The sequence below is a fragment of the Streptomyces sp. NPDC014623 genome, assembly GCF_043088245.1.
Lineage (GTDB): Bacteria > Actinomycetota > Actinomycetes > Streptomycetales > Streptomycetaceae > Streptomyces.
In genome coordinates, this window is the sequence record NZ_JBIBZU010000009.1 from 66,706 (window position 1) to 80,340 (window position 13,635).

8 protein-coding genes and 1 riboswitch are annotated in these 13,635 nt (G+C 69.1%); of the genes, 5 read left to right on the forward strand and 3 right to left on the reverse strand.

Annotation, left to right across the window (positions count from 1 at the left end):
- Positions 1-24: 24 nt before the first annotated feature.
- Positions 25-159: riboswitch (TPP riboswitch) on the forward strand.
- A complete protein-coding gene (thiC, locus tag ACF1FZ_RS16515) occupies positions 152-1,990 on the forward strand; it encodes a phosphomethylpyrimidine synthase ThiC (RefSeq protein WP_391774082.1) in 1,839 nt (612 codons plus the stop codon). Its footprint overlaps the riboswitch before it by 8 nt.
- Before the next feature lie 287 nt (positions 1,991-2,277).
- On the opposite strand, the gene ACF1FZ_RS16520 is transcribed toward thiC, so the two are convergent.
- The 3 genes from ACF1FZ_RS16520 to ACF1FZ_RS16530 form a co-directional block, all read right to left on the reverse strand.
- Entirely contained in the window at positions 2,278-3,093 is an 816-nt protein-coding gene (locus ACF1FZ_RS16520; protein WP_391774083.1) for a hypothetical protein, read from the reverse strand.
- Positions 3,094-3,273: 180 nt separating this feature from the next.
- Positions 3,274-4,332, reverse strand: a complete 1,059-nt coding sequence (locus ACF1FZ_RS16525) for a metallophosphoesterase (protein WP_391774084.1) — start codon at positions 4,330-4,332, stop codon at positions 3,274-3,276.
- 174 nt (positions 4,333-4,506) lie between these two features.
- Complete coding sequence (locus tag ACF1FZ_RS16530; protein ID WP_391774085.1) at positions 4,507-5,619, reverse strand: LacI family DNA-binding transcriptional regulator; 1,113 nt, start codon at positions 5,617-5,619, stop codon at positions 4,507-4,509.
- A 401-nt stretch (positions 5,620-6,020) separates the two neighbouring features.
- Between ACF1FZ_RS16530 and hisC the strand changes: the two genes are divergently transcribed.
- The 4 genes from hisC (at position 6,021) to cydD (ending at position 13,587) form a co-directional block, all read left to right on the forward strand.
- Positions 6,021-7,100: a histidinol-phosphate transaminase gene (hisC, locus tag ACF1FZ_RS16535; RefSeq protein WP_391774086.1), complete on the forward strand. Its 1,080-nt coding sequence runs from the start codon at positions 6,021-6,023 to the stop codon at positions 7,098-7,100.
- 287 nt (positions 7,101-7,387) lie between these two features.
- On the forward strand, positions 7,388-8,896 hold the full coding sequence (locus ACF1FZ_RS16540) for a cytochrome ubiquinol oxidase subunit I (RefSeq protein WP_391774087.1): 1,509 nt from the start codon (positions 7,388-7,390) through the stop codon (positions 8,894-8,896).
- 19 nt (positions 8,897-8,915) lie between these two features.
- A complete protein-coding gene (gene cydB, locus ACF1FZ_RS16545; RefSeq protein ID WP_391774088.1) occupies positions 8,916-9,917 on the forward strand; it encodes a cytochrome d ubiquinol oxidase subunit II in 1,002 nt (333 codons plus the stop codon).
- A 121-nt stretch (positions 9,918-10,038) separates the two neighbouring features.
- Positions 10,039-13,587, forward strand: coding sequence for a thiol reductant ABC exporter subunit CydD (gene cydD, locus ACF1FZ_RS16550; protein ID WP_391774089.1), 3,549 nt, complete (start codon positions 10,039-10,041; stop codon positions 13,585-13,587).
- Positions 13,588-13,635 lie beyond the last annotated feature (48 nt).

Genomic DNA, 13,635 nt, shown 5'->3' on the forward strand with positions numbered 1-13,635 from the left:
GAAGGGAGGCTAGCGTGGAGGCGCATTTGTACACGCGGGAGCTCGGAGCACCGGGCTGAGAGGGCGCTGACCTCCGTATACCGAGTACGGGACACGCTGCGCCGACCGCCGAACCTGTTACCGGGTAATGCCGGCGTAGGGAGTAGGTCTCATGACCACAGCGGACGCACGCACGCCTGCCTCGACGGGGAACGCGCAGAAGGCGCGGCTCTCGGCGAGCGCAGTGACCACGGCGGACACCGACAGCGCGGGGAACGACGGGGCCGGGAAGTCCATCGGCTGGCACAAGGGGTACGTCCAGGGCTCACGCCCGGATCTCCGGGTGCCGGTTCGTCAGGTGCACCTCACCAACGGCAAGGACGTGACGCTCTATGACACGTCCGGCCCGTACACCGATCCCACCATCGACACCGATGTGCGCCGGGGCCTCGCCCCGCTCCGGGAAAACTGGATCATCGCCCGCGGGGACACCGAGGAGTACACGGGTCGTCCCGCGCGGCCCGAGGACGACGGGCTCAAGCACACTTCGCCGCGCGGAGGCCTGCGCAATCTCGACGCGGTCTTCCCGGGACGCCCGCGGCAGCCCCGCCGCAGCCGTGACGGCCGGCCTGTCACACAGCTCGCGTACGCCCGCCGGGGCGAGATCACCCCGGAGATGGAGTACGTCGCGATCCGGGAGAACGTCGAACCCGAGGTCGTGCGCGAGGAGATCGCGGCGGGCAGGGCGGTGCTGCCGGCCAACGTCAATCACCCGGAGATCGAGCCGATGATCATCGGCAAGCGTTTCCTGGTGAAGGTGAACGCCAACATCGGCAACTCCGCCGTGACCTCCTCCATAGAGGAGGAGGTGGACAAGATGACCTGGGCCACCAAATGGGGCGCCGACACGGTCATGGACCTCTCCACCGGCCGCAACATCCACACCACCCGTGAGTGGGTCCTGCGCAACTCCCCCGTCCCGATCGGCACCGTTCCCCTCTACCAGGCGCTCGAGAAGGTCGACGGCCGGGCCGAGGCGCTGACGTGGGAGATCTACAGGGACACGGTCATCGAGCAGGCGGAGCAGGGCGTCGACTACATGACGGTGCACGCCGGTGTCCGGCTGCCGTACGTCCCGCTGACGGCGCGTCGCAAGACCGGAATCGTCTCGCGCGGCGGGTCCATCATGGCGGCCTGGTGCCTGGCGCACCACAAGGAGTCGTTCCTGTACGAGCACTTCGAGGAACTCTGCGAGATCTTCGCGGCCTACGACGTGACGTACTCGCTCGGCGACGGGCTGCGCCCCGGTTCCATCGCCGACGCCAATGACGAGGCACAGTTCGCCGAACTCCGCACGCTCGGTGAGCTCAACACGGTCGCCAAGCGGTTCGGTGTCCAGACGATGATCGAGGGCCCGGGCCATGTCCCGATGCACAAGATCAAGGAGAACATCGATCTCCAGCAGGAGATCTGCGAGGAGGCGCCGTTCTACACGCTGGGCCCCCTCACCACCGATGTCGCCCCCGCGTACGACCACATCACCTCGGGCATCGGTGCGGCGATGATCGCCTGGTGGGGAACGGCGATGCTCTGTTACGTCACCCCCAAGGAGCACCTGGGGCTGCCGAACCGCGACGACGTGAAGACCGGCGTCATCACGTACAAGATCGCCGCTCATGCGGCGGACCTCGCCAAGGGGCACCCAGGGGCTCAGGAGTGGGACGACGCCCTGTCGGACGCCCGGTTCGAATTCCGCTGGGAGGACCAGTTCAATCTGGCACTCGACCCGGACACCGCGCGGGAGTTCCACGACGAGACGCTGCCGGCCGAGCCCGCGAAGACGGCGCATTTCTGCTCGATGTGCGGACCCAAGTTCTGCTCGATGAAGATCTCCCACGACATCCGGCGGGAGCACGGGGGCACCCAGGCCGAAATCGACGCGGGCATGGCCGAGAAGTCCAAGGAGTTCGCAGCGGCGGGCAACAGGGTCTATCTGCCGATCGCCGACTGACCGGCTGACCGGCCGATGAGCCGGTTGCACCGCAACGTCACGGCGTCGTCCCGGTCGCTGTCGGCCGGGATGACGCTGTTCGCCCTCCTGCTGGTCTTCCCGCGCACCGCGGGCGCGCGTGAGGTGTAACGAGCACGACCTGAACCCGGGGCCGGCTCCGCAGGGTGTCTGAACTCCCCCCGGAGCCACCGGGGGAGGCCGGGCCGGCTGGTCACCGCTCCGGCCTCCGTCGTACCGGGCGCAGGGCGTCAGCTGTTCCGGCCCGGGCCTGGCCCGCCCGGGCCTGATCACTCCGGCTGATGCTCGGGACCGCCGAAGTCCGGGCTGGTGAAGTCGGGACTGGTGAAGGTCGGGCGCGGACCCGCCGAGGAGCCGTTCTCCGGCCCGGAGAAGTCCGGTCTGCTGTAGCCGATCTTCGGGATCCGGCCGGCCGGACGGTGCGGCGTCCGCGGAGCGGTGCCGGCGGCCGGGTCGGCCAGCGCGTCCCGCAGGAAGGGCAGGAGGCCGCGCTCCAGCAGTGCGTGGCGCCAGGCTTCCCGGGCGCGTGCCACGTCCTCCGGCAGTTCCTCCTCCTCGTCCATGGCGGGCAGCGCGGTGGCGCCGTTGCGCAGGGCGGTGACGAGGAGTCCCACCGCGGCGACGAGGATGGCCGCAGCGGCGACGGCCGCGAAGAACCAGCCCGCGGCGACCATGGTCCCCGCGAAGGCCGGAGCAGGGTCGAGCGCCTTCAGGGGGTAGCCGATCAGCAGGAATATCAGAGCGGCCGTAGCCGCGAGGACGGGCGCCAGTACGGTGATCACCGCCAGGGTGCCGGCACCCGTTTCGTCGCTCTCGGGACCGAAGGCGGACGTGTGCGCATCCAGGTCGCCCGGTCCGCGCAGCTCTTCGCGGGCCTTCACGTAGTGGTCGTACTCGGTCGCGGCCGCCGCGGTGATCAGAGGCGTGGCGTCGAGCGCCATCGTCCGCAGCTGTTCCGCGTTGAGGCGGTCACCGACTCCGTCCAGATCCGGTCGTTCGTGAGCATGACGCAGTGCGTCGGCAAGGATCCGCTCGTACTCGGGGCGGTCCTCGGCCAGCAGGTGCGGAGCGCTTTTCATGTGCATCCCCCGATGCTCCGTAGGGCCTGATCGACCGCGTGGCCGGGCGATCGGGCGGAAACGGAGGAGAGCCTGCTACTGATACGCCGATGGTAGAGCGCCTACGGCACGGCGTGACAGGGGGTTTCCGGAAATAGACGCAGCCGTCGGCGGTGCCGGGCCGCGGTATGTCTTCCCCGGTGACCGTCAGTCGTGCAGGGGGAGTTGGACGACCAACAGCTTTCCGGCCATCGTCACACCGCCGTCCATGGCGATGGCGAGTCCTTCCGCGTAGACGTGGGGGCCGTCCACCACGGGCCGCGCCATGTCCTCGCCCTCCTCCGGCCCGACCTCTCCCAGCAGGTACGGAATGGGGCTGTGGCCGTGGACGACACGCTGCCCGCCGTACGTCGACATCAGTTCGCGGACGGCCTGTGCACCTCCCTCGTCGCGGAAGGCGAACCGCTTGGTGAGTTTGCGGAAGAGGTCCCAGCACTCGTCGGCGTCGTTCCGCGTGAGAATGGCGTGCACCGTGTCGTTGACGTCCTCGATGGTGGATCCGTAGTCGAGGTAGGCCGTCGTGTCGGAGTGCATCAGCAGGTGCCCGTCCTCCTCGACGACCGCGTCGAGCCGGGCCATCCACTGGAGGTGGACGTCCTGGAGCCGTTCCATGTCCGTCTTCTGGCCGCCGTTGAGCAGCCAGGCGGCCTGGAAGGTCGCGGTTCCGGCGCCGGAGTTCACCGGGGTGTCACCGAACCTCTTCGCGCCGAGCAGCAACAGTTCGTGGTTGCCCATGAGGGCCTTGCAGTAGCCGCCGGCCGCCGCGGCCTCCGCCGAGAGGCGCATCACGAGATCGATGACGCCGATGCCGTCCGGGCCCCGGTCGGTGAAGTCGCCGAGGAACCAGAGCCTGGCGTTGCCGGCGGACCACTGTCCGTCGGCGTCGACGAGTCCCTGCTCACGCAGGGCGGCCAGCAGCTCGTCCAGGTAACCGTGGACGTCTCCGACGACGTACAGCGGCCCGCGGCCGGATTCGTCGGCGGGCCGGGCCTCGGGGACGGTCTGCACCTGGACGGTGTCGCCGCGGTTGATCACGGGAAGATCGCGCTCGGTGGGGGTGTACCCCTCCGGCGGCTCGTCACCCACCGCGACGTTGCCGGGGTGCGGCAAGGGCGGAGGCATCGGTACCTGCGCATACGGCGGTACGCGGAAGTCGCGCAACGTCGCTGTCCGCACCACGGGTTCCTGACCGGCCCCCTGAGTCATCGACCCCTCCACCACCGTCGCGCCTCCGTACACCTGACGGGCCCTGCCTGGTAGAGGTGGTCCGCGGTGTCGTGCGCCCATCATAGGAATGCGGATCGTGCTGTGTGACGCACCAGGGGTGGTGAATCCGTGCGCGCACCTGGTTCATCGGCCGTTTGGTCCGGATTGACCTGATCAGTCCCTGGCGGGTGACCGCGGAGCGCTGACCGTGGTGCGCGGCGGACGCCGCTGGGAGGACGTCCGGACGATGAGCTCCGTCGGTATCACCTGCTCCACAGGGCCGTCGTGTTCCACCCCTTCGATGGCGTCGATGAGGAGCTGGACGACCGCCGTGCCGATTCTCCGGGGCTTCAGCGAGAGCGTGGTGATGGGGGGTTCGGTCGACGCGTACACGGCGGATTCGCTGCAGCAGACCAGCAGGAGGTCCTCAGGGACCCGCAGGCCGTAGCGGCGCGCGGCGGCGAGCAGATCGGTGCCGTTGGGGTCGAAGAGCCCGTAGACGGCGTCAGGGCGGTCCGGGCGGGCGAGGAGGCGGTCCGCGGCGACCGCCCCCGCGCGGGGGTCGTGAGCCGGATAGGACTCGTAGACCGGATCCTGGCCCACCCGCTCGCACCAGTGGAGGTAGGCGGTGGTGGAGAGGCGGGTGTACGTGTCGGTGGTGGTGCCGGTCAGCAGCCCGATGCGGCGGGCTCCCGCGGCCGCGAGGTGGTCCAGGAGGTCGAGGACGGCCGCCCGGTGATCGTTGTCGACCCACGCGGTGACCGGGAGCGTGCCCGCCGGCCGCCCGTCGGAGACGACGGGAAGGCCCTGGCGCACGAGTTCGGTGACCACCGGGTCCTGGTCGGAGGGGTCGATGACGACCGTCCCGTCGAGTGCGACGTTGGACCAGACGTCGTGACGTGAGGTGGCGGGAAGGATCACGAGGGCGTAGCCACGGGCTAACGCAGCCGATGTGGCGGCTCTCGCCATCTCCGCGAAGTAGGCGAATTCGGTGAAGGTGAAAGGTTCATCCCCGTACGTGGTCACGGTCAGGCCGATGAGTCCCGACTTGCCGGTACGGAGGGTTCGGGCCGCCGCGGACGGGCGGTAGCCCAGCCGTTCGGCGACCTCGCGGACGTGGCGGCGGGTGGCGTCCGGAAGCCTGCCCTTGCCGTTGAGGGCGTCGGACACGGTCGTGATGGAGACCCCGGCCGCTGCGGCTACGTCCCGGATCCCCGCCCGTCCCTGCCGGCCGCTGCGCCGGGGCGTTTCTGTCCGGCTCACCTGGTGCTTCCCTGCTGCTGTCATGGCGAGCCGATAGTAGGGCTCCGATGCCGGGTCGGGCCGGTCGCATATGCATACGTTGACAGGCACGTTTCTGCATGATCAAAAAGGCATAGATGCCTTGCTAAGCAAGGTTGTTGAGGGCATCAGGGGCGATGTGTCATGTGTCGGCGCACATGGACCTACTGAATGCTCCATGTCTCGAAGAGGTCTCAACTCACCTGTTCGAGGGATGCGCGCCACGGAGCGAGCGACCGGCGTGCGCCGGGATACGCGGCGCTCCCCTCCCGAAGCCGGCCGGAGCCGCACGGGACAGGTGTTTCCCGTGGGGGAGGACGATTTCGGATCCGGGCCGTTCGCACGGATGCCCAATCCTCATAGGGTGAGCAGTATTGATGTGAACGGATGGTCGAGGAGGACCTGCGGTGAGCGAGACGAGCCCCAAGCTGCGCGCCGAGCTGGACGGCGTCCCTGCGTATGTGCCGGGCAAGCCGGCGTCCGCGGAGGGGCCGGTTGCCTTCAAGCTCTCCTCCAACGAGAACCCGTATCCCCCGCTGCCGGGAGTCATGGAGTCGGTGCTCGCCGCGGCAGCCGCCTTCAACCGCTATCCCGACATGGCGTGCACCGGTCTGATGAACGAGCTTGCCGACCGGTTCGCCGTGCCGGTCTCGCACCTGGCCACCGGTACGGGGTCGGTCGGTGTCGCACAGCAGCTGCTCCAGGTGACCTCGGGCCCCGGTGACGAGGTCATCTACGCCTGGCGCTCGTTCGAGGCGTATCCGATCATCACGCAGATCAGCGGCGCCACGTCCGTCAAGGTGCCGCTGACCGGCGGGGAGGTGCACGATCTCGACGCCATGGCCGGCGCGGTCACCGACCGTACGCGGATGATCTTCGTCTGCAATCCGAACAACCCGACCGGCACGGTGGTGCGCCGGGCGGAGCTGGAGCGGTTCCTGGACCGTGTCCCTGACGATGTCCTCGTGGTGCTCGACGAGGCGTACAGGGAGTTCATCCGGGACGCCGACGTGCCCGACGGCATCGAGATCTACCGGGACCGGACCAACGTCGCGGTCCTCCGGACCTTCTCCAAGGCGTACGGCCTCGCGGGTCTGCGCGTCGGATTCGCCGTGGCGCACGAGCCCGTGGCGGCGGCGCTGCGCAAGACGGCCGTCCCCTTCGGCGTCAGCCAGGTCGCCCAGGACGCCGCGGTCGCCTCGCTGCGTGCCGAGGACGAGCTGCTGGGGCGGGTCGGGTCGCTCGTCTGCGAGCGTGCGCGGGTGTACGAGGAGCTCGTGCGGCAGGGCTGGACCGTACCGGAGTCCCAGGCGAACTTCGTCTGGCTGCGGCTCGGGGACCGCACGCTCGAATTCGCCGGGATCTGCGAGCGGGCGGGTGTGGTCGTGCGGCCGTTCGCCGGTGAGGGCGTGCGGGTCACGATCGGGGAGACCGAGGCCAATGACGTGTTCCTGAAGGTGGCGGAGTCCTTCCGTCGGGGACGATAGCGCTGCCTGATCACTCCCGGTGGCCCCCGACCTCGATGACGAGGCCGGGGGCCACCGGTCTTTCCGTGCCCGGCGCCGCCGCCCGCACCTCCGGCGACCTGTCCGGTTTCGGCTGGCTCAGGGTGGGTCGGCCGGAAAGGACCCCCCGCTCGACGCCTTCGAAGACATGTGCGCCATAATGCTTGTGAATGTGAACGCGTTCACAAGCGTGCCCCGCTTTCTCCCTTGATCGGGTGGATTGACCGGGGGTCCGCGGCTGTGATCACGGCGACGTAAGGAGAAGAGTCGTGGACCTGGCTCTGGCACCGGAGACCCTGGCGCGGTGGCAGTTCGGCATCACCACCGTCTACCACTTCCTGTTCGTCCCCCTGACGATCTCGCTCGCCGCGCTCACCGCCGGCCTGCAGACCGCCTGGGTGCGCACGGACGACGAGAAGTACCTCAGGGCGACCAAGTTCTGGGGAAAGCTGTTCCTGATCAACATCGCCATGGGCGTGGTCACCGGCATCGTCCAGGAATTCCAGTTCGGAATGAACTGGTCCGACTACTCGCGGTTCGTCGGTGACGTCTTCGGCGCTCCGCTCGCCTTCGAGGCGCTGATCGCCTTCTTCTTCGAGTCCACCTTCATAGGCCTGTGGATCTTCGGCTGGGACAAGCTGCCGAAGAAGATCCATCTCGCCTGCATATGGATGGTGTCCATAGGCACGATCCTCTCGACCTTCTTCATCCTGGCCGCCAACTCCTGGATGCAGCACCCGGTCGGCTACCGCATCAACGAGGAACGCGGCCGTGCCGAGCTCACCGACTTCTGGAAGGTGCTCACCCAGGACACCGCGCTCACCCAGTTCTTCCACACCATCACGGCGGCCTTCCTCGTCGGAGGCGCCTTCATGGTCGGCATATCCGCCTTCCACCTCGCCCGCCGGAAGCACATCCGTGTGATGCGCACCTCACTACGGGTCGGGCTGGTCACAGTGGTGGCCGCCGGCATGCTCACCGCTGTCAGCGGGGACACGCTCGGCAAGGTGATGTTCAAGCAGCAGCCGATGAAGATGGCCGCAGCGGAGGCCCTGTGGGAGGGCGAGGAGGGTGCTCCCTTCTCACTCTTCGCGGTCGGAGACGTCGCCGAGGGGCACAACGACGTGGAGGTCTCCATACCCGGAGTGCTCTCCTTCCTCGCGGACAACACCTTCACCTCGTACGTCCCGGGTATCAACGACATCAACGAGGAACTGCAGGAGACTTACGGGCCCGGTGACTACCGGCCCAACATCCCGGTCGCCTTCTGGAGCTTCCGCTGGATGATCGGCTTCGGCATGGCGTCCTTCGGGCTCGGTCTGCTGGGGCTGTGGCTGACACGGCGGAGGTTCCTGCTGCCGCCGGCGCTGCGCACCGGCGAGGACGAAGTGCCGAATCTGGTCCTCTTCAGGAACAAGGCGCTGAGCCCGAAGCTCGCCAAGCTCTACTGGCTCACCGCCCTCTGGACCATGATGTTCCCCTTGATCGCCAACTCCTGGGGCTGGATCTTCACCGAGATGGGACGGCAGCCCTGGGTGGTGTACGGGGTGTTCCAGACCCGCGACGCGGTCTCTCCGGGGGTCTCGCAGGGAGAGATCCTCACCTCCATGATCGGCTTCACGGCGCTCTACGCGGTGCTCGCCGTCATCGAGGTCAAGCTCCTCCTGAAGTACGTCAAGGCCGGGCCGCCCGAACTCACCGAGGCCGACCTCGACCCGCCCACCCGGATCGGCGGCCACGACCAGGACGCCGACCGGCCGATGGCCTTCTCCTACTGAGATCAAGCGGAGCTGAGAGATGGAACTCCACGACGTCTGGTTCGTGCTCATTGCCGTCCTGTGGACCGGCTACTTCTTCCTGGAGGGATTCGACTTCGGTATCGGGGTCCTCACCAAGCTGCTGGCCCGTGACCGCAAGGAGCGCCGGGTTCTGATCAACACGATCGGGCCGGTGTGGGACGGGAACGAGGTGTGGCTGCTCAGTGCGGGCGGCGCGACGTTCGCGGCCTTTCCGGAGTGGTACGCCACCCTGTTCTCCGGCTTCTATCTGCCTCTGCTGGTCATCCTGCTCTGCCTGATCGTGCGCGGGGTGGCGTTCGAGTACCGGGCGAAGCGGCCCGAGGAGCGCTGGCAGGCCAACTGGGAGCACGCGATCTTCTGGACCTCGCTGATCCCGGCCGTGCTCTGGGGTGTGGCCTTCGGGAACATCGTCCGCGGGGTGAAGATCGATGCCGACATGGAGTACGTCGGTGACCTCTGGGACCTGTTCAACCCGTACGCCGTCCTGGGCGGGCTGGTCACCCTGTTCCTCTTCACCTTCCACGGATCGGTGTTCGCCGCCCTCAAGACCGTCGGGGACATAAGGAAGCGAGCACGCGGTCTGGCTCTCAAGCTGGGACCGGCCGCCGCGGTGCTCGCGCTGGGCTTCCTCCTCCGGACCCAGGCGAGCAACGGCGACGGCTGGAGTCTGACGGCGATGGTCATCGCCGTGGCGTCCCTGTGCGTGGCCATCGGTTCCATAGCGGCGGGACGCGAGGGCTGGTCCTTCGCGTTCTCCGGGGTCACCATCGCCGCGGTGGTCGCGATGCTCTTCCTCACACTCTTCCCGAACGTCATGCCGTCCTCGCTGGACGACGCCTGGAACCTGACGGTCTCCAACGCCTCGTCCAGCCCGTACACCCTCAAGATCATGACCTGGTGCGCCGGCATCGCCACTCCGGTGGTGCTGCTGTACCAGGGATGGACGTACTGGGTGTTCCGCAAGCGCATAGGCACACACCACATCGCTGAGACGCACTGATCGCCGATGTCCACCGAACGTGCTGATGCGCCGTGAACCCGCTGATGCGGCATGCCGGGCGTGCCCTGTGCGCCGGACCGGCTGAGGCGAACGACATGAGTTCACCGGGGAGCTGTTTCACGTGAAACCGATCGATCCGCGTCTGCTCCGGTACGCCCGGGCCACCAGGTTCTTCGTGGCGGCCGTAGTGGCGCTGGGCCTGGTCGGAGCCGCTCTGGTCATCGCCCAGGCCATGCTCCTCGCCGAGGTGGTGGTGGGCGGGTTCGAGGACGGGCTGAGTGCTGCCGCGCTCCGCACACCGCTCCTCCTGCTCGCCGCTGTCGCGCTGGGGCGGGCGCTCGTGGCCTGGCTGACCGAACTGGCCGCGTACCGGGCGAGTTCCGCGGTCAAGTCCGAACTGCGCGGCCGGCTTCTGGAACGCGCCTCCGGCCTGGGGCCGGAGTGGCTGAGCGGGCAGCGCACCGGGTCGCTGATCGCTCTTGCCACCCGGGGCGTCGACGCCCTCGACGACTACTTCTCGCGCTATCTCCCGCAGCTCGGTCTCGCAGTCGTCGTTCCGGTGGCGGTGCTGGCCCGGATCGTCACCGAGGACTGGGTGTCGGCGGCGATCATCGTGGTGACGCTGCCGCTGATCCCGCTCTTCATGATTCTGATCGGATGGGCCACCCAGTCCCGGATGGACCGGCAATGGAGGCTGCTGTCACGGCTCTCAGGCCACTTCCTCGACGTGGTCGCCGGACTGCCGACGCTGAAAGTCTTCGGGCGGGCCAAGGCACAGGCCGAATCGATTCGCAGCATCACCTCGCAGTACCGCAGGGCCACGCTGAAGACGCTCCGCATCGCCTTTCTCTCCTCCTTCGCCCTGGAACTGCTGGCGACTCTCTCGGTGGCTCTGGTCGCGGTGACGATCGGGATGCGCCTCGTCCACGGAGAGCTCGACCTCTACACGGGCCTGGTGGTTCTCATCCTGGCGCCGGAGGCTTATCTGCCGATCCGCCAGGTCGGCGCGCAGTACCACGCGGCCGCGGAAGGGCTCTCGGCCGCGGAGGAGATATTCGAGGTGCTGGAGACCGAGCCCGCGGCCGGTGGCTCCGAGGAGGTACCGCAGTCGCTGCGGCTGGAACTGGACGGGGTGACGGTCAGGCACCGGGGGCGGACAGAGCCCTCGCTGGTTGCCGCCTCCCTCGTGGTCGAGCCGGGGGAGACCGTCGCCCTGGTCGGGCCCAGCGGAGCCGGTAAGTCCACGCTCCTCGATGTGGTGCTGGGGTTCACGGTGCCCGACGAGGGGCGGGTACGGGTCGGCGGAACCGATCTGTCCGTCCTCTCCCCCGAAAGCTGGCGTGAGCAGATCGCCTGGGTGCCCCAGCGCCCTCACCTCTTCGCCGGCACGATCGCGGAGAACGTGCGGCTGGCCCGACCGGAGGCGGACGAGGCGGCGGTCATGACGGCGCTGCGGGAGGCGGGTGCGCATGACTTCGTGAACGCGCTGCCGGACGGTGCCGGCACGCCGCTGGGTGAGGACGGCGCCGGGCTCTCCGCGGGCCAGCGGCAGCGCATCGCACTGGCGCGGGCCTTCCTCGCCGACCGGCCGCTGCTGCTGCTGGACGAGCCGACGGCGAGCCTGGACGGTGAGACGGAGGCGGGCATCGTCGACGCGGTACGCAGACTGGCCGTGGGACGCACCGTGCTGCTGGTCGTGCACCGGCCGGCACTGCTCTCGGTCGCGGACCGTGTGGTGGCGCTGGAACCGGGGCCGGGCGGGGTGCAGGCCCGGCAGAAGAGGCCGGACGGCGGGAGGGCTCCGGCCGCTTCGGGCGTGCCGGACGGAGCCGGGCGCCCGGGTGCGGGGGAGGCCACGCTGCTCAAGGCCACCTCTCCCGGACCCGGCGGCCGCATGCCGGCCAGGGTCCGGGAAGCCGCCGGTTCCCAGCGGGGGAAGCTGGGGCTGGCTCTGCTGCTGGGCAGTCTCGCCGTGGGATCGTCGGTCGGCCTCATGGCCGTCTCCGGATGGCTGATCTCACGAGCCTCCGAGCAGCCCCCGGTGATGTACCTGATGGTTGCTGTCACCGCGACCCGGGCCTTCGGTATCGGCCGGGCGGTCTTCCGCTACGCGGAGCGGCTGGTCTCCCACGATGCCGTGCTCAGGACGCTCGCCGAACTCAGAGTGGCCGTGTACAGCGGACTGGAGCGCATCGCGCCCGCCGGTCTTCGGGCCGCACGACGAGGTGACCTGCTCTCCCGGCTGGTCTCCGACGTGGACACGCTGCAGGACTACTGGCTGCGGTGGCTGCTGCCCGCGGGGACGGCGCTCACGGTCGGGGCCGGGTCTGTCGCCTTCACCTGCTGGATGCTGCCGGAAGCAGGTGCCGTACTGGCCGCCGGACTGCTCCTCGCGGGTGCGGGCGTCCCCTTGCTGAGTGATGTCTGTGCCCGGCGGGCCGAACGCAGGCTGGCGCCCGCCCGGGCCGCCCTGGCCGTACGGGTTGCCGATCTTCTCGGCGGGACGGCCGAGCTGACTGTCGCCGGTGCCCTGCCCTCCCGTAAGGAACGGGTGCGCACGGCGGACAGCGCTCTCACACGGATCGCCTCGCGTGCGGCGGCCGCGACCGCACTGGGGAGTGGGCTCATCGCCCTGATCTGCGGGCTCACCGTGGTGGGCGCGGCGATCGTCGCGCTGCCCGCGGTACTGGACGGACGGCTGGAAGGGGTGGGACTCGCCGTGGTCGTTCTCACACCTCTCGCGGCGTTCGAAGCCGTGACAGGGCTGCCGCTCGCGGTGCAGTACCGCCGGCGGGTCGAGCGCAGCGCGGAGCGGGTCTTCGAGGTGCTGGACGCTCCCGTACCGGTGGAGGAACCGGCCGCCCCGGCCGTCCCGCCCGCTTCGCCCTTCCCCGTCGAGGTACGAGGGCTGTCGGCCCGGTACGCGGGCGCGGAGCATGATGCGCTGCACTCGGTCGGCCTGACGCTGCACCCCGGCAAGCGGGTTGCTGTCGTGGGCCCGTCGGGGTCGGGGAAGTCCACGCTCGCTCAGGTCCTGCTCCGCTTCCTCGACGCCCGGGAGGGGGCCTACCGCCTCGGTGGTGTGGAGGCCTCCGCCCTGGACGGGGACACGGTCAGAACCTTCGTGGGGCTGTGCGCCCAGGACGCTCACGTCTTCGACAGCTCCATCCGCGAGAATCTGCGGCTCGCCCGCACCGGTGCCTCGGACGGCCAGTTGCGGGACGCCCTCTCCGCGGCCCGGCTGCTGGACTGGGTCCAGTCGCTTCCGGAGGGCCTCGACACACTGGTGGGTGAACACGGGGCACGGCTGTCCGGCGGTCAGCGGCAGCGGCTGGCGCTGGCCCGTGCGATCCTCGCCGACTTCCCCGTACTCGTGCTCGACGAGCCCGCGGAACACCTCGACCTGGCGACGGCGGACGCGCTGACCACAGATCTGCTGGCCGCCACTCAGGGACGTACGACCGTGCTGATCACCCATCGGCTGGCGGGGCTCGACGCGGTGGACGAGGTCCTGGTGCTGGACGGGGGACGGGTGGTGCAGCAGGGTGCGTACGCAGTTCTGGCCGAGCAGGACGGTCCACTGCGGCGGATGCTCGCACGCGAGCAGGAGCCGGTGCCCGCCGAGCCGGAGCACACGCACCCGGTGGGGGCGGTGCCTGTACGGGCCTGAAGGCGGTGAGCACACCCCGGCCCCGGCCTTCCCGACTTTCCGGACCGT

What these genes read in the sequence shown, in the direction of transcription:
- ACF1FZ_RS16520 (WP_391774083.1), bottom strand. Translation starts at nt 3,093, where the DNA reads ATGCACATGAAAAGCGCTCCGCACCTGCTGGCCGAGGACCGCCCCGAG.
- cydB (WP_391774088.1), top strand. Translation starts at nt 8,916, where the DNA reads ATGGAACTCCACGACGTCTGGTTCGTGCTCATTGCCGTCCTGTGGACC.
- ACF1FZ_RS16525 (WP_391774084.1), bottom strand. Translation starts at nt 4,332, where the DNA reads ATGACTCAGGGGGCCGGTCAGGAACCCGTGGTGCGGACAGCGACGTTG.
- thiC (WP_391774082.1), top strand. Translation starts at nt 152, where the DNA reads ATGACCACAGCGGACGCACGCACGCCTGCCTCGACGGGGAACGCGCAG.
- ACF1FZ_RS16530 (WP_391774085.1), bottom strand. Translation starts at nt 5,619, where the DNA reads ATGACAGCAGCAGGGAAGCACCAGGTGAGCCGGACAGAAACGCCCCGG.